General features: G+C 65.4%; 14 protein-coding genes. 7 read left to right on the forward strand and 7 right to left on the reverse strand.

All coding sequences use genetic code 11. The annotated features are described in order from the left end of the window. The first annotated feature begins 126 nt into the window (after window positions 1-126). From AC6LJY_RS24790 to AC6LJY_RS24805, 4 genes are all read left to right on the forward strand, one after another. Window positions 127-789, forward strand: a complete 663-nt coding sequence (locus tag AC6LJY_RS24790) for a TRAP transporter small permease subunit (protein ID WP_219990356.1) — start codon at window positions 127-129, stop codon at window positions 787-789. 2 nt (window positions 790-791) lie between these two features. Further along, on the forward strand, window positions 792-2,453 hold the full coding sequence (locus AC6LJY_RS24795) for a TRAP transporter large permease (RefSeq protein ID WP_498136977.1): 1,662 nt from the start codon (window positions 792-794) through the stop codon (window positions 2,451-2,453). A 230-nt stretch (window positions 2,454-2,683) separates the two neighbouring features. Further along, window positions 2,684-3,679 (forward strand): Bug family tripartite tricarboxylate transporter substrate binding protein, encoded by a 996-nt coding sequence (locus AC6LJY_RS24800; protein WP_314355717.1) that lies wholly within the window; start codon window positions 2,684-2,686, stop codon window positions 3,677-3,679. 9 nt (window positions 3,680-3,688) lie between these two features. Further along, window positions 3,689-4,996: an acyl-CoA thioester hydrolase/BAAT C-terminal domain-containing protein gene (locus AC6LJY_RS24805; protein WP_498136978.1), complete on the forward strand. Its 1,308-nt coding sequence runs from the start codon at window positions 3,689-3,691 to the stop codon at window positions 4,994-4,996. A 19-nt stretch (window positions 4,997-5,015) separates the two neighbouring features. Here AC6LJY_RS24805 and AC6LJY_RS24810 read toward each other — a convergent pair whose 3' ends face one another. Together AC6LJY_RS24810 and AC6LJY_RS24815 are read right to left on the reverse strand one after the other, a co-directional pair. Continuing rightward, complete coding sequence (locus AC6LJY_RS24810) at window positions 5,016-6,317, reverse strand: UDP-N-acetylglucosamine 1-carboxyvinyltransferase (RefSeq protein WP_120156097.1); 1,302 nt, start codon at window positions 6,315-6,317, stop codon at window positions 5,016-5,018. 183 nt (window positions 6,318-6,500) lie between these two features. Beyond that, on the reverse strand, window positions 6,501-7,646 hold the full coding sequence (locus AC6LJY_RS24815; protein WP_498136995.1) for an MFS transporter: 1,146 nt from the start codon (window positions 7,644-7,646) through the stop codon (window positions 6,501-6,503). Between the two features lie 293 nt (window positions 7,647-7,939). On the opposite strand from AC6LJY_RS24815, the gene AC6LJY_RS24820 reads away from it, so the two are divergent. Continuing rightward, entirely contained in the window at window positions 7,940-8,560 is a 621-nt protein-coding gene (locus AC6LJY_RS24820; protein WP_498136979.1) for a TetR/AcrR family transcriptional regulator, read from the forward strand. Between the two features lie 121 nt (window positions 8,561-8,681). Here AC6LJY_RS24820 and AC6LJY_RS24825 read toward each other — a convergent pair whose 3' ends face one another. The 4 genes from AC6LJY_RS24825 to AC6LJY_RS24840 form a co-directional block, all read right to left on the reverse strand. Then, window positions 8,682-10,802, reverse strand: coding sequence for a DUF4034 domain-containing protein (locus tag AC6LJY_RS24825; protein WP_498136980.1), 2,121 nt, complete (start codon window positions 10,800-10,802; stop codon window positions 8,682-8,684). A 106-nt stretch (window positions 10,803-10,908) separates the two neighbouring features. Continuing rightward, complete coding sequence (locus AC6LJY_RS24830) at window positions 10,909-11,385, reverse strand: hypothetical protein (protein ID WP_498136981.1); 477 nt, start codon at window positions 11,383-11,385, stop codon at window positions 10,909-10,911. A gap of 71 nt (window positions 11,386-11,456) precedes the next feature. Then, the gene (locus AC6LJY_RS24835) at window positions 11,457-11,939 is read right to left on the reverse strand and encodes a nucleoside deaminase (protein WP_314355728.1); all 483 of its coding nucleotides are present in this window, start codon (window positions 11,937-11,939) and stop codon (window positions 11,457-11,459) included. A gap of 102 nt (window positions 11,940-12,041) precedes the next feature. After that, window positions 12,042-12,671 carry a hypothetical protein gene (locus AC6LJY_RS24840; RefSeq protein ID WP_498136982.1) on the reverse strand — a complete coding sequence of 210 codons (630 nt, stop codon included), beginning with the start codon at window positions 12,669-12,671 and terminating at the stop codon, window positions 12,042-12,044. 264 nt (window positions 12,672-12,935) lie between these two features. Between AC6LJY_RS24840 and AC6LJY_RS24845 the strand changes: the two genes are divergently transcribed. Further along, a complete protein-coding gene (locus tag AC6LJY_RS24845) occupies window positions 12,936-13,577 on the forward strand; it encodes a glutathione S-transferase family protein (RefSeq protein ID WP_498136983.1) in 642 nt (213 codons plus the stop codon). 120 nt (window positions 13,578-13,697) lie between these two features. Here AC6LJY_RS24845 and AC6LJY_RS24850 read toward each other — a convergent pair whose 3' ends face one another. Further along, window positions 13,698-14,291: a BPSL1445 family SYLF domain-containing lipoprotein gene (locus AC6LJY_RS24850; RefSeq protein ID WP_104145100.1), complete on the reverse strand. Its 594-nt coding sequence runs from the start codon at window positions 14,289-14,291 to the stop codon at window positions 13,698-13,700. 145 nt (window positions 14,292-14,436) lie between these two features. Here AC6LJY_RS24850 and AC6LJY_RS24855 point away from each other — a divergent pair, with 145 nt between their 5' ends. Then, complete coding sequence (locus AC6LJY_RS24855) at window positions 14,437-14,706, forward strand: hypothetical protein (RefSeq protein WP_104145101.1); 270 nt, start codon at window positions 14,437-14,439, stop codon at window positions 14,704-14,706. Window positions 14,707-14,720: the final 14 nt, after the last annotated feature.

The raw sequence follows: 14,720 nt of genomic DNA on the forward strand, positions 1-14,720 counted from the left end.
GGGATGTGCCGCATCCCCGCGCGCTTGCTGGATTTTTGCCGCTGTTTTTTCGCCTCTGTCCTGTCTGTCTCTCCTCAAGTTGCACATTGACCGCGCGTAAGTCCCGCGCCGGTCCGGATATCCAACATGAATGCCCTCTTAGCCCTATCCCGTTTGATCGATGCGATCAACACGGTGGTCGGCCGGTGCGTGACGTGGTTGACGCTGGTCGTCGTCCTGGTCAGCGCCGGCAACGCCGTCGTGCGCAAGGTCTTCCAGATCAGCTCCAACGCCTGGCTTGAAATGCAGTGGTACCTGTTCGGCGCCATCTTTCTGTTGGCCGCCGGGTACACGCTGCTGCGCAACGAACACGTGCGCGTGGACGTGCTGTCCTCGCGCCTGTCGCGGCGCAAGCAGATCTACATCGACATCTTCGGCGTCATCTTCTTCCTGATGCCCGCCTGCCTGCTCATCACCTACCTGTCCTGGCCGGTGTTCATGGATTCGTTCGTGACGAATGAACAGTCGTCCAATACCGGCGGCCTGGTGCGCTGGCCGGTCAAGCTGCTGATTCCTGTTGGCTTTGCCTTGCTGGTGTTGGCGGGCCTGTCGCACTTGATCAAGTGCGTGGGTTTCCTGATGGGCAAGTGCCCGGACCCCGGCGCGCGCGCCACCGAGATTTCCGCCGAAGAAGCCCTGGCGCTGGAAATCGCCGAAGAAGCGCGCGTGCGTGAAGAACGAGCGTTGGCGGCGCAAGGTGGGAAGCCGCCCGGCGGCGCCCGCGATCAACACGGACAGGACGGACGCTGACCATGGAATTCTTGACTGCAAACATGGCCCCCATCATGTTCGCCACCTTGGTGGTGTTCCTGCTCATGGGCTTTCCCGTGGCCTTCGCGCTGGCGGCCAACGGCATTCTTTTTGCGTTGATCGGCATTGAACTGGGCCTTTTGAACGCGGCGTTGTTCCAGGCCTTGCCGCAACGCATCTTCGGCATCATCTCCAACGACACGTTGCTGGCGGTGCCATTCTTTACCTTGATGGGGCTGGTGCTTGAACGATCAGGCATGGCCGAGGACCTGCTGGAAACCATCGGCCAGTTGTTCGGCACCGTGCGCGGCGGCCTGGCCATCGCGGTGGTGTTCGTGGGCGCGATGCTGGCCGCCACCACCGGCGTGGTGTCGGCCTCGGTCATCTCGATGGGCCTGATCTCGCTGCCGATCATGCTGCGCTATGGCTACGACCGCAGGCTGGCCAGCGGCATCATCGCCGCGTCGGGCACGCTGTCGCAGATCATCCCGCCGTCGCTGGTGCTGATCATCCTGGCCGACCAGTTGGGCCGTTCGATCGGCGACATGTACCGTGGCGCCATCGTTCCGGGCTTCCTGCTGGCCGGCACCTACGTGGTGTTCGTCATCATCAAGTCGTACCTGAAGCCCGATTCAGCGCCGGCGCTGCCTGAAGAAGCACGGTCGTTTCACGAAGCCAACGGCACGCGCGGCGGCCGTTCGCTGCTGGTGCTGATGGTGATCTCGGCGCTGTCCGCGTACTTTGTCGGCCAATACATCGAAGCCGATACGGCGCCGGTGGACGAGCAGATTGTGCTGTCGCTGCTGATCTGGGGCCTGACCGCCTTCATCATTGCCGGCGTCAACAAAGTCTTCAAGATCGGCCTGCTGTCGGCACTGGCCGAACGGGTCACCTTCGTGATGATCCCGCCGCTGTTCCTGATCTTCCTGGTGCTGGGCACCATCTTCATCGGCGTGGCGACGCCGACCGAAGGCGGCGCCATGGGCGCGGTGGGCGCCATCATCATGGCGCTGATCCGTGGCCGCCTGACGCTGAACCTGATGAAGCAGGCCATGGACACCACCACCAAGCTGTCCACCTTCGTGGTGTTCATCCTGGTGGGCTCGACGGTGTTCGGCCTGACCTTCCGGGGCGTCAACGGCGATTTGTGGGTGGAACACCTGCTGATCAGCCTGCCGGGCGGTGAGCTGGGCTTCTTGATTGCCGTCAGCGTGCTGACCTTCGTGCTGGCCTTCTTCCTGGACTTCTTCGAACTGGCCTTCATCATCGTGCCGTTGCTGGGGCCGGTGGCCGACAAGCTGGGCATCGACCTGATCTGGTTCGGCGTGCTGCTGGCCGTCAACATGCAAACCTCGTTCATGCACCCGCCGTTTGGGTTTGCGCTGTTCTACCTGAGATCGGTGGCGCCCAAGGACCGGTACAAGGACAAGGTCACGGGCAGGATGATCGAGCCCGTCACCACGGGCCAGATCTATCGCGGCTCTATCCCGTTCATCGTGATCCAGCTGGCGATGGTGGCGGCGGTGATGGCGTTTCCCGGCCTGGTCATGCACTACAAGAGCGACGAGGCGCAGGTGGATTCCAGCAAGGTGAAGATCGAGGTCGATACGTCCTACGGCACCAGCACCTATGGCGGTGACGATCCGGGGGCGGACTTCAAGTAGCGGACCAGAATGCCGGCAGCGATGCCGGCATTTTTCTTTTGGGGATATCCCTAAATGGCGGTCCAAAGGTATTGCATACAAGATACCGTCATTGTGACCGCCGCTGTTCGGCGTGCGGCCTGTGCGTCTTTCCCCATTTCCTGTGTCCGGCCACGCGGCGTCTTGTCATGGCACGCGCGGACGGTGCCGCATTGCCTTGTCTTTGCCCTTGCCCCCCGCTGGAGAGTCGTATGAATGTGTCCCGCCGCCATGCCCTGGCCGCGCTTGCCGCGCTGCCCCTGATGCCGCTCACCTCGCGCCTTGCGTGGGCGCAGACCGCATTTCCGACGCGCCCCGTGCGCCTGCTGGTGGGCTTTGCGCCCGGCGGCCTGACCGACATTGCGGCCCGCGCGCTGGCCGAGCGCATGGGCAAAACCCTGAAGCAGAACGTGGTGGTGGAAAACCGGCCGGGCGGCCAGGCCATCATCGCCACCGTGGCCGTGGCGCGCGCCGAACCCGACGGCTACACGCTGGGCTTTGCCGGCACCAACGGCATGATCCTGAACCCCTTGCTATACAACAACCTGCCGTACCAGCAGTCGGATTTCAAGCAGCTGGGGTCAATGGGCAAATCGCCCATGCTGTTGATCGTGCACCCCGACCTGGGCGTGAATTCGGTGCAGGAATTCATTGCGCTGGCCAAGAAAAAGCCCGGCGACATCACTTGCGCCCATGCCGGGCGAGGCGTTATCAACCACCTGGCGTTGCTGCATTTCCAGTCCAAGACCGGCACGCAGTTTCAAGACGTGCCGTACAAGGGCAGCGGACCCGCGCTGCTGGACCTGATGGCCGGCACGGTGCAAAGCACGTTCGACTTTCCCACGTCGGCCTTGGCCAACATCAAGTCGGGCAAGCTGAAGGTGCTGGCCGTGACCGCCGACAAGCGCCTGTCCAGCCTGCCCGATGTGCCCACCATGAAAGAGGCGGGCGTGGATGGCTTCGAGCTGTACACGCGCATGATGATTTCCGGCCCCGCCGCCATGCCGGCGGACGTGGTGAAGGTGCTTGAGAACGCCGTGCGCGAAGGCACGCGCGACCCCGGCCTGATCCAGCAATTCGCCGAGCAGGGCGTGGCCGTTGAGTTCACGTCGTCGGCGGACCTGGACAAGGTCATTGCCGACGAATCCGCCATGTGGGCCGAGGTCATCAAGGCCAACGGCGTGCCCAAGACCGATCTGAAAGCGTAAGGACGCACCGTGACCGACCAAGCCCGCATTACCGTCAGCCCCGAAATCGCTCTGATCGACGTCGCCCGCGACATCCGCATCGAAGGCTTTCCGGCCTATGCCTTCATCACCGTCCGGGCCAGCATGCAGATGTGCGGCGCGCCGTGGCGCTCGCAAGCCGTGTTCGTGGCGGGCCACGACGGCAGCCTGGACCTGGGGCGCGACAGCCCCGTGTCCGGCAGCTACGCCGAGCCGTCCGCCATGGGCCTGGTGTGGTCCATGGTGTGCGAAGACATGAGCCGCGTGGTGTTTCCGCCGGATCGCACCGAGCCGCTGGTGATCCAGATCGACGCCACCGACGGGACGCAGCACGCATCGGCGCAGCTGGTGCAGGATTTTCTGGAAGAGGGCGTCACGCATCGCGCGGTGCGCGAACAGGTGGGCGGCATGACCGTTTCGGGCGAACTGTATACGCCGGCGGGGCCGGGGCCGCATCCGCTGGTCATCTACATGAACGGCTCGTCGGGCGGCGTCAACGCGCCGCGCGCTGCGTTGTTTGCCGCGCGTGGTTTCCAGTGCCTGGCGCTGGCCATCTTCAACTACGACGGCCGCCCGAAGTACCTGAACGACATGCCGCTGGAATATTTTGAACACGCGCTGCGTTGGGCGCATGCCGAGCTGGCGCCGCGCGACGGCTTCGTGGCACTGTCAGGCATCAGCCGGGGCGGCGAGACCTCGCTGCTGGTGGCCTCGCACTATCCCGATTTGGTCAGCGCCGTGGCCGCCTACGTGCCGTCGCCCGTCATGCACGGCGTGGTCAGCGCGGGCTCGCCCGGCACGGGCCGCGATGCGCAGGTGTGGACGAAAAACGGCGAGCCGCTACCGCATCTGTGGCAGAACAACGCCAGTGCCGATTGGGAAGCGGCCTACGCGTCCGAGCCGCCGTATCGGCAAACCCACGCCTTTCTAAGCGCCACGCGCGATGCGGCGGCGGTGGAGCGCGCACGCATTCCGGTCGAGAACTACCCCGGCCCGGTCATGCTGATCAGCGCGTCCGATGACGGCTTCTGGCCCAGCACCGCGTATTCCGAAATGGTGATGCGCCAGCGCCAGGCGCATGGGCTGCCCACGTTCCACCACGTGTGCATGGGGGCGGGGCATCACGTGCACTACCCGTACCTGCCGGCCACGCTGATCAGCAAGCCGCACGCAATGTCGGGCCTGCTGCTGGACGCGGGGGGTACGCCAGCCGCGAATGCGGCGGGCAACGAGGGGTCTTACCTGGCGGTGCTGGAATTCTTGAACCGGGCAGCGGGTACGTCGGCCGACGGCTTGTGAGCCATGGGCGCCGGGGCCACTATTCCTCGGTCGCCCATTCCACCTGCACGCCCAGGCTGCGCAGGTTTTCCACGAACTGCGGATGCGCGCGGCGAATCGGCGTCGCGTTGCGGATTTCGGAACGCCCCTTGATGCTGCTGGCGACCATGAACAGCGCGATCGCCACGCGGATGATGTAGGGGCTTTCCACCACGGCGGGCGTCAGCGGCATGCCGCCGAACGTCACCACGCGGTGCGGGTCCGAAGAAAACACGTGCGCGCCGAATTTGGACAGCTCGCCCGTCCAGCCCAGCGCGCCGTCATAGACCTTGTTCCAGAACATGGCGTTGCCTTCGGCGCACACGCCCAGCGCGATGAAGATGGGCAGCAGGTCCACCGGAAAGTATGGCCACGGCGCGGCTTCCACCTTGGTCAGCACGTTGCTGGTGAAGGGCGTTTGCACCTTCAGCGGGCCGGTGCGCAGCGCGCGCGACCAGCCGTCCTTGTGTTCGATCGTGACGCCGAACTTGGCAAAGGTGCGGTCGATCAGCGGGAAGTTGCCCGGCGTGCGGTTGCGCACCACGACATCGCCGCCGGTGATCGCACCGAGCGCGAGGAACGTGGTGATCTCGTGGAAATCTTCTTCAAAGGTGAACTCGCCGCCGCCCAGCGTTGCGCCACCGCGCACGGTCAGGCGCGACGTGCCGATGCCGTCGATGTCCGCGCCCATCATCACCATGAAGCGGCAGAACTCCTGCACGTGCGGCTCGGACGCGGCGTTGGTCAGCGTGGATTCGCCTTGCGCGGCGGCCGCGCACAGCACGAAGTTCTCGGTGGTGGTGACCGACGCGTAATCCAGCCAGTGATGCGTGGCCGTCAACGGCCCGCTGCTGCGCACCAGCAACGATCCGCTGGCGCGTTCCACCTGCCCGCCGAACGAACGGAAGATGTCCACGTGCGGATCGATTTCGCGCACGCCCAGCGTGCACCCCTTGACGTTGTCTTCCAGCCGAGCCACCCCGAAGCGCGCCAGCAGCGGCGGCACCAGCATGATCGACGAGCGCATCTCTTCGGGCAGGCGGTGCGCGGTGGCGTCGAACGCGGTGTGCCGATGATGCAGCGCCAGCGTGCGCGTGGCTTCATCCAGCTTTACCTCGCTGCCCAAGGTGCGAAAGATGTCCAGGATCTTGCGCACGTCGGTAATGTCCGGCACGCCATGCAGGGTCAGCGGCTGGTCGGTCAACAACGTGGCGCACAGAATCGGCAGCACCGCGTTCTTGTTGGCCGAGGGAATGACGCGGCCGCGCAGGGGCGTGCCGCCGTGGACGATAAGGTTGGACATGGGGAAAGGGCGGCCGAAGCGCGGACCAGAAGCAAGAAGTGGCGGGAATTGTACTGGTACGCCCCGAGGTGGGCCCGCCCGCCGGGTGAACAAACGTATCAAACTGCAATCGACACGGCGCGGCACACGGCGGGGCATACGGCGGGGAATACGGCGGGGCACACGGTGAGGTACGCGGCGATGCTAATGGCCCGCCACCAGCGCGCCGGACGTGCGTAATCCGGGCCGGAACGCATGGGCGTGCGCACCCCATGCAATCAGGAAGGCGACGCCGACCAAGGCCAGCAGCACCCAGGGGAACGCGGCAACGCCCCAGGCCCCAAGCAGCATGCCGCCCACCACGCCGGCCGAGGCGATTGCCCCGTTCCAGGCCACCACGTTCATGGACAGCGCCACATCGGCGCCGTCGCCCGCCGCGTCGGCCAGCGCGGTTTGCAACAGGGTGGCGGCGCCGCCGAAGCTTACGCCCCACACCGCCACGCCCAGGTAAACAATGGCGGGGGTAACGGGCGCCACGCCAAACACCAGCGCGGTCACGCCGAACGCGCCCAGGCTGGCCAACACGGTGGCGCGCAAATGGCGGTCCACCAGTTTGCCGGTCACCCAGATGCCCGCCAGGGCGGCCGTGCCGAACACCAGCAACACCAGGTCCACGCGCTTGCCCAACCCGGCCGGCGCCACAAACGGCGCGATGTAGGTATAGAGGATGTTGTGCGCCAGCATCCATGCGATCACCACGGCCAACACCGGGCGCACGCCCGGCGTCAGGAACACGCGGCGCAGCGGCATGCGTTCGTGCGACGACTGGCCCGGGTAGTCGGGCACCTTGGCCAGCACCCAGGCAATCAGCACCAAGGTCAGCGCGGACATGATCCAGAATGCCATGCGCCAACCCACCGTGGCCCCCAACAAGGTGCCCAGCGGTACCCCGAGCGACAGCGCTACGGGCGTGCCCACCATCGCCAACGCCAGTGCGCGCCCCTGTTGCCACGGCGCCACCATGCGCCGCGCATAGCCTGCGATCAGGCTCCATGCCAGCCCGGCCGCCACGCCGGCGAAGAACCGTGCGACCAGCGTCAGCCAATAATTCGTCGACAGCGCGGTGGCGGAGTTGAAGACCAGGAAGCCGATGATGGTCATCAGCAGCACGGTGCGGCGGCGCCAGCCGCGCGTGGCGATCGTCAGCGGGATGGCGGCCAGCAATGATCCCAATGCGTAGGCGGTCACCATCTGCCCGGCCCATGCCTGGCTTACGCCCAGCCCGGCACCGACCTGGGGCAGCAGCCCGGCGGGCAGGGTCTCGGTGACGATGCAGATAAAGCCGGTCATGGCCAGCGCCAGCAGCCCCGCGACGGGCAGGCGGTCGGGCGCGGTCGGCGCGGGGGTCAGGGTAGGGGATGTCACACAAAATCCTTTTCTTGCCCGGGCAGGCAGGCTGTTGCGGTGCTCGGGCGGTGGTTGTTTGGTGGGCCGTCAGGGCGACGGTGGTTCCGAATTCGACGATACATGTGTACCGATTGATATAAATGTAGAGGCGAGGCTTTCGCGTTGTCAACGACTTTTGTATCGATTAGTATTGATGTCGCGAATTTCGAGTCGCTGATTTCAACGGAGGCACCGGCATGGCGCAAATGGGCAGGCCACGCGCGTTCGACCGCGAACAGGCGGTGGATCAGGCGCTGCATTTATTTTGGGAACAAGGCTATGAATCAACGTCGCTGAGCCAGCTGAAAGCGGGCATCGGCGGCGGCATTTCCGCGCCCAGCTTCTATGCGGCGTTCGGCTCGAAAGAGGCGCTGTACCAAGAGGCCGTTCAGCGCTACCTGGACACGTACGGGCGCGTCACGGAGAGCCTGTGGGACGACGCCCTGCCTCCGGCACAGGCCATTGAGCTGGCGTTGCGCCGCTCGACCAAAATGCAGTGCGAACGCCACCATCCCAAAGGGTGCATGGTGGCACTGGGCGTCATGAGTGCGCCCGCCCCCGAGCACACCGCCGTGACGCAGCCCTTGACGCAGTCGCGCCAGCGCACGTATGCGGGTTTTATCCGCTGCGTGGAACGCGGCATCGCCAGCGGCGAGCTGGACCCCGCCACGGATGCCAAGGCGCTGGCCACGGTGTTCAACAGCTTTCTGTTGGGCGTGTCCATCGCGGCGCGCGACGGCGTGCGCCACGCGGTGTTCGACGCCGCCATCACGCAGCTGATGCGCCAGTGGGACGTGGCGCGTGCGCAGGCGGGCTGAGCCGAGGGAAGCGGTCTGGGGCGAGCTGAATCGGTTCGAAGCGGCCTGAAGCGACCTGAAGCGACCTCAAGCAACCCGGACGCAAGACGATGCGCCCATCGCTGACCGTCGCACCCGTCGCCTAGCCGGCGTTGGCAGCGCTGCCGCTTCCGCCGTCACCCTCGCCGTCATCGCCCGCAAACGTCAGTTCGCGGGCGCGTTCGTCCATGCCGGCGCGGTCGCGCGCCAGGCGGCGGCGCAAGCGCCATCCGCCAAACCAGCCGCTGGCGTCGTTGATCTCGGCGCTAAGGCGTTGCAGGTATTCGTTATCGGGCGACAAGGCCAGCGCGCGGGCAATCCATACGTGGGCCAGATAGGCGTTGGCCTCGCAGCCACGGCCTTCCATGAAGGCGATGGCGTAGCTGCGGGCGGCGGTTTCGCGGTCGCCGTCGTGGTCCTGGTTCCACAGCCAGGGCAGCACGCTGTCCAGCGCGGCGCGCTGGTCTTCTTCCGACCCGCTGTGCATCAGCATCAGCCAGCTCAGGTTGCGCGCCGCCATGGCTTCCATGCGCGAGCCCCGGTCGGCCACGCGCCAATTGTTTTCCAGCCAGCCTCGGTACGTCTGGTATTCATGCGCCGCAATGTCGCGGCCTTCGTCGATGGCGGCGTAGGCCAGGTTGTTGCGCGCAATCAGGTCGCCCGCTTCGGCGGCCTGCGTCAGGAAATTTCTTGCGGCGGCCTTGTCGATGCCCGGATAGTTGGCGTCGATCTTGCCGGCATACAGCTCGCTAAGCGACATCAGCGCGTCGGCGCGCTGGCGCCGGGCCCCTTCCTGCCACAGGAACAGCGCGGCCTCGGGCGACACGTCGCCCCACAGGTTGCGGCCCAGCTGCGCCAGGTTGAAAGAGCGGTCCTTGCCGTCCAGCGCAAAGCCGCGTTCAAGCAAGGCCTGGGTGTCCAGCTCGTCCACCTGCAAGCCGAACAGGCCAAACTTGCTGCCCACCGCTGCCAGCAAGACGGCTTCCACATCGTCGCCCCAGTGCGCGCCGCGCGTCAGAACCAGCGGGAACAGGCGCTGTGCGTCCGGCATGCCCTGAAACCACACGCAGGCCTGCAAGGTGAACAGCACGCCGGGATAAGCGTCGTCCGCCAGGTCGATGTTGGCGGGCGCCACGGCGCATGCGCGCGTCAACAACGCGTAGGCGTGCTGCAACAGTCCGGCGTTCCAGTGCACGTCGCCGTCGTCGTCTTCACGGCGGGCGCGCGCGGTCTGGAAGTTGGCGTAGTGGCACAGCGCGCGGCATTGCAATTCGGCGGACACATCCAGCGTCAGCCATTGCTCGAAGGCGTCGCAAAACGCCGCGTTGCGTTCGTCGTCGTCCACTTCCGGGTAGAAGGCGGGGTAGCCCAGATAATCCAGTTCTTTGTAAAACCGCAGCTCTTCGCGCTGTGCGTCGGTCAGCCCGGCGCAGACCGGGCCGTCGATGAAAGCCTGCATGTCGGCATGGCTGCCGTTCCATCGCGGGTACAGGAAGTACAGGTAGCTGATCAGCGCGCTCAGGTCGTTCGGGCGCAGCGCCAGCGACGTGCGCAGCCAATAGGTCTTGGGGTCGTCCTTGTCCTGGGGCGTGCGCGGGGGCAGGCCGTCGGGCCGCGAGGGCGGTAGTTCGGCCAGCCCCATGCCGCTGCGTTCGTCCAGCAGGCGCAGCGCCTGCTCCCAGACGTCGGGCGGCCAGCTTGCCTGCAAGCCGTCGTGCGACGCGGCCACGCCATGTTCCAGCAAGTCGGCCAGCCAGTCGGGCTCGTCCAGGTACGCGCATACGCGCATGGTGCGCTGCACGGCCACCACGGGGCGTTCGTGCAAGGCCATGGCGTGCAGGAATGCCGCCACGGCATGGTCGCGGGCCATCATCGCGCCGGCCCACTGGGCATCGTTTACGTAGTCGGCAGTGTTGCTGCTGCGTATGAGGCCGGCAATGCTTTCCCATTGGTTGCCGTAGGCCAGGTGGGCGTGATACGACGCCGGGCGCGCATCGCGCCAGGCGCGCACGCGGGCCAGGTTGTCGGCGGGCGCACGTTGCGGATCGCTGATGACGTCCAGCATCCACCGATACCCATAGCTTTCTCCGTCGCTGTCCAGCCAGCGCAAGGCGGCCGCTTCCAATAGGGCGTCCAGGTCGTCGTATTGGCCGGCGTCAAGCCATTCGCGCAGTTGCGCGCGGCGCGCGAGCAGGGTGTCGATCGTGTCGTTGGATGGGGTCATTCGCTACGGCAAGGTGGGTTCAGGGAACGGCGAACCCGGCGCGGCCGCGCGGAGGGCATGGCGCTTCGGGGCCGCTGTCTTTAACAACGGCAGCTTGGCCGGATAGTTAAATGGTGGGGGTGGCGGGCGCGGCGGGCTCGCGGCTTTTGCGGATCAGCACCGCGCCCAGGATGGTCAGCGCCAGGCCGCCGCCGACATAGGGCAGCCCGAATATCAGGGCCCAGAAAAACAGCGCTGTGTTGGCGTCGTCGGCTGCTTGCGCGCCCGCCGTGGCTGCCTGATGCGCACTGAAATCCATGGTCAACATCGTAGCGGGGATGGTCAGCATCAACGCCACGCCCAGCACCACGAAACCCCAGCCAATCAGGCGGCGCAGGTCCGCAATGCGGGCCAGCAATACCGCGGCCACCACGGTGATCAGCAGCCAGACTCCGGTGCCGATGTACATCATTGTGTCGCCGTCCGCCGCGTCAGGATCGGGCAAGCCGGCCAGCAAAAGCGGAAGCAGCACGCCATAGCTGACCTTGCCGATAAGCAGCCCCAACACAATGCTGACGATCCATTTGACGCTGTTAGAGGGCATGCGGGATTCCTTCGGTTTCGGTGTGGGGCGGGTGTGCTTGTGCCCGCTACGCAGTGCAGGGTGCCGCGCTACTACGCGCGGCGGCGCAGCTTTTCCTGATGCAGCTGCTTGACCTGTTCTGCGAATTCGGCCACTGGACCATCGACGGCCACGCCGTCAATAACGTCCTGAATGGCCAAGGGTTTCACACGCGACGGCGCCACGCCCCATTCCTGCATCCATTGCCGATACTGCTGCGACGAACTGGCATAGACGATGCGGCCCAGCCCCACCCAGCCATGCGCGGCGGAACACATCGGGCAATGTTCGCCCGACGTGTAGACGGTGCAGGAGGCGCGTTCGGCAGGCGGCACGTTGTTGGCCGCCCAGCGCGCGATCTCGAACTCGGGATGCTGCGTGTGGTCGCCGCCCGCAACGTGGTTGTGGTCTTCAAACAGCACTTCGCCTTGGGCGGACACCAGCACCGAGCCAAAGGGCTCGTCGCCAGATTCCAGCGCCTGTCGCGCCAGCGCCACGCAACGCGCCAGATGCTGCTTGTCGTGTTCATCGATCATGCGAAACCTCGTTGGTGTGCGGAGCCGGGGGGCGGCAGATGCCGGAATGTCGGGGCACGCTGAAGCGTCAATAGCCCCGTCGCGTCAATCGCGTCAATCGCGTCAATAGTAGATATCGACGTAATCGGTCAGGCGGCCGCAGCTTTCCATCTGCTGCAAGCGCCAGTACTTGCGCTTGCCGGTGGCGCGGAATTCATAGTCGCCCGTGCGTTCGCAGCGGCGGCCTTTCTCGGGCGCGTCCAGAATCAGGATGGTGCCGCGAAAGACAAAGCGGTCGCTGTCGATGGACACGATCTCGCCGTTGATTTTCAGGGTGCCTTCGAAGTTGGCCTGCGTGCCGTCGATGCGCACGACGTCATTGACGTCCTTGGCGCTGAGCTGGCCCCGATCGGCCGACCACAGCCACTGCACGGTGACGCCGCTATTGTTCATCAGGCGCTCGTAGGCGGCCTGGTTGCGTATGTCCGTCTTGGTGACCGGCGCCAGGGCCGTCGCGCTGTTTTGCTGCGTGGGCGCCGGTGCCCGCGCCGGGGTCTGAATCTGTGTCTGGGGCTGGGCCGCCGCACCGTTTTGCTGCGCCGGCGAATGGGCGCGCACGGGGTCGCTTTGCGCCGCGATCATCGGCGACGCCGCGGCCAGGGCCAGGCCGAACGCCAGCGGCAGGATGCGGGATAGGCGTTGATTGCGCTTGGCGGGGTTCATATCGCGAGCAGGCGTCTTATGCATGTTCATGAAAAGTAGGGGCCTTTGGACGGCCGCCCCGGACGTGGGCGGTTACGGGCGCCTAAATTAGCACGCTGATTGCATCTGGTAATTGCTGACCTTGTGCGTTATGTATCTATCCGTTAACAAGCTGCGCGAAAGGTGTAGCAAGCCGGTGCCGCGCGGGGTTTTGGCGCGGGCTCGGCGCGTGGACGGCGGCGATGCCGATGGGGGCAAAGCGGCGTAGAGTGGCAACGTTGCTTTCCCGGCGCTACCCCTTTCTAAAGGACTTTCATGCTGACCGTGCACCATCTGGGTAAATCGCAGTCCGAACGTATTGTCTGGCTGTGCGAAGAACTTGCCATCCCGTACAACCTGAAGGTCTACGACCGGGACGCCCACACGCGTCTGGCGCCGCCGGAATACAAGGCCCTGCACCCGCTGGGCACTGCCCCGATCATCACCGACGGCGACACCGTGCTGGCCGAATCCACGGCTATCGTCGAATACATCCTGGCCCGGTATGGCGATGGCCAACTGAGCGTGCCACCCAGCGACCCCGCCTATGCCGACTACCTGTATTGGTTCCACTTCGCCAACGGCTCGCTGCAACCGGCGCTGATGCGCAACATGGTGCTGGCCCGCGCCGAGGTGCCCGCCGACAAACCCGTGGCGCAGTTTGCCGACGCGCGCCGCCAGCAGGCGCTGGCGCTGGTCGACAAGCAATTGGGCAACACGCATTACCTGGCGGGTAATGTGCTGACGGCGGCCGACATTGTCGCGGTGTTTTCGCTGACGACGATGCGGCTGTTCTATCCCTACGACTTGTCGCCGTATCCGAACATCCTGGCGTACCTTCAGCGCATCGGCGCGCGCGACGCGTATCGCCACGCCATGAAGAAAGGCGATCCCGACATGGAGCCGATGTTGGCCTGAAAAGGGAAAGGCGATGGCGACGGGCGCGTAAGCCAGGCGCCGCGCCATCGCAGGGCAGCAGATGAGTGAACCCTGGCCGCCCATGCCGTTCAACACAGCGGCAGGCGGCCAGTCATGCAATTACAGCGTCAACGGCGATATCTTGCTGCCGTCGATAGACACGCCCGCCATCAGGCCGCCATTGTTCAGCACAAAGCCGACGATAGGCTGCTGGGCGGTGTACGAATCAAGCGCCCCGTTGGCGGCCAGCTTTGCGACGGCAACGGTGGCATCCGCCCCGATCGTCCAGCCGCTACTGGCGCGGAACTTGGCCAAGGCGTCATCCGTCATGAAAAGCAGCACCATGGCCTTGGACTGCGCGCCCGCCTGAAAGCCGATCGACCCCCCCGTGATGCTGTAGTAGTTGGTGTCCTGGCCATTCACGCGCAGCACGCCCGAGCCATGTTCCGCGCCCACGATGAAGCTGGCGCTGAGCACGGCGGGAAACACCAGCACGCCACGGGCGCGCTGTACCAACTGCTTGGACTGCGGGGACGCTGCGTACAGCTGGGTCAGTGTGGCGTTGGCGGCGGTATTGAGTTCCTGCCGTTTTTCGGCGGAGGTCGGGGTCGCCTTGGGGCCATTCGTCGTGCACCCCGCGAACAGCACGCTTGCCACGCCCAACGTAACCGCCGCCAGCGTGGTCCTACGCCATGTTGAAGAGATCTTGTTCATTTGCGCTTCCTTTTTAGGTTGCATACGGGTTTGCAGACGCGTTTGCCAACGCGCTGCAAGGTTCCTGACGAACTTCTGACCACTCACATCGGGATGTCTCCCTGGCAGCAGATTACTCTCGTTAGGCGCGGTTTAACATCGCGATATGTTCCTGCTTATTCTTCTTTGGGTCGTGCTGGCGGTGGTGGTGGGCGTCATGGCCGCCGGCCGTGGCCGTCGCGGCATCGGCTGGACGGTGCTGGCCGTCCTGATCAGCCCGCCGCTGGCGGGTGCTTTTCTGCTGACGCTGCCGGACCGCTCACCCCGTGCGCGTGTACCGGTTGCGCCAACGCATGTCGATTGCCCGCGCTGCGCGGGGCGCATTCTTCGCGACGCAAGGGTGTGCCGGCATTGCGGGGGAAGGGTGGGGGGTTAGGGCTGGCAGGATAA

The sequence above is a fragment of the Achromobacter sp. RT286_PF genome (assembly GCF_059760425.1).

Coding starts and splice junctions, on each gene's coding strand:
- AC6LJY_RS24790 (WP_219990356.1), top strand. CDS start 127: ATGAATGCCCTCTTAGCCCTATCCCGTTTGATCGATGCGATCAACACG.
- AC6LJY_RS24795 (WP_498136977.1), top strand. CDS start 792: ATGGAATTCTTGACTGCAAACATGGCCCCCATCATGTTCGCCACCTTG.
- AC6LJY_RS24800 (WP_314355717.1), top strand. CDS start 2,684: ATGAATGTGTCCCGCCGCCATGCCCTGGCCGCGCTTGCCGCGCTGCCC.
- AC6LJY_RS24810 (WP_120156097.1), bottom strand. CDS start 6,317: ATGTCCAACCTTATCGTCCACGGCGGCACGCCCCTGCGCGGCCGCGTC.
- AC6LJY_RS24815 (WP_498136995.1), bottom strand. CDS start 7,646: ATGACCGGCTTTATCTGCATCGTCACCGAGACCCTGCCCGCCGGGCTG.
- AC6LJY_RS24820 (WP_498136979.1), top strand. CDS start 7,940: ATGGCGCAAATGGGCAGGCCACGCGCGTTCGACCGCGAACAGGCGGTG.
- AC6LJY_RS24825 (WP_498136980.1), bottom strand. CDS start 10,802: ATGACCCCATCCAACGACACGATCGACACCCTGCTCGCGCGCCGCGCG.
- AC6LJY_RS24830 (WP_498136981.1), bottom strand. CDS start 11,385: ATGCCCTCTAACAGCGTCAAATGGATCGTCAGCATTGTGTTGGGGCTG.
- AC6LJY_RS24835 (WP_314355728.1), bottom strand. CDS start 11,939: ATGATCGATGAACACGACAAGCAGCATCTGGCGCGTTGCGTGGCGCTG.
- AC6LJY_RS24840 (WP_498136982.1), bottom strand. CDS start 12,671: ATGAACATGCATAAGACGCCTGCTCGCGATATGAACCCCGCCAAGCGC.
- AC6LJY_RS24845 (WP_498136983.1), top strand. CDS start 12,936: ATGCTGACCGTGCACCATCTGGGTAAATCGCAGTCCGAACGTATTGTC.
- AC6LJY_RS24850 (WP_104145100.1), bottom strand. CDS start 14,291: ATGAACAAGATCTCTTCAACATGGCGTAGGACCACGCTGGCGGCGGTT.
- AC6LJY_RS24855 (WP_104145101.1), top strand. CDS start 14,437: ATGTTCCTGCTTATTCTTCTTTGGGTCGTGCTGGCGGTGGTGGTGGGC.